Annotated in this window: 1 protein-coding gene; it reads left to right on the top strand. The window is 61.1% G+C overall.

Features of this window, described 5'->3' with window-relative positions; translation table 11 throughout:
• Window positions 1-67 precede the first annotated feature (67 nt).
• The coding region (locus tag AF337_RS12825; RefSeq protein WP_280138846.1) for a hydantoinase/oxoprolinase N-terminal domain-containing protein at window positions 68-280 on the top strand (213 nt) is incomplete at its 3' end.

The raw sequence follows: 280 nt of genomic DNA, 5'->3' as shown, positions 1-280 counted from the left end.
GCTGCAATCCGCCTCTTTCCCAAATCGATGAAACAAGGACCGTGCTTTCCGCGCGGATGGTCAAGTCATGAGTGAATCACACTGGGATTTCTGGATCGATCGCGGCGGCACGTTCACCGATGTCATCGGACGCGACACCGAAGGCCGCCTGCATGCCCGCAAAATGCTGTCCGAAAATCCCAGCGCCTACCGGGATGCGGCCGTCGCCGGCATAAGGGCGTTGATGGGCCTTGATGCGAGTGAACCGATACCGGCCGGCGCCATCGGCGAGGTGCGCATG

This window comes from Rhizobium ecuadorense (assembly GCF_001187535.1).
In the GTDB taxonomy this organism is placed as follows: domain Bacteria; phylum Pseudomonadota; class Alphaproteobacteria; order Rhizobiales; family Rhizobiaceae; genus Rhizobium; species Rhizobium ecuadorense.
The sequence above is the reverse complement of the archived record's forward strand: the minus strand, read 5'-3'. Positions and strand labels throughout refer to the sequence as shown.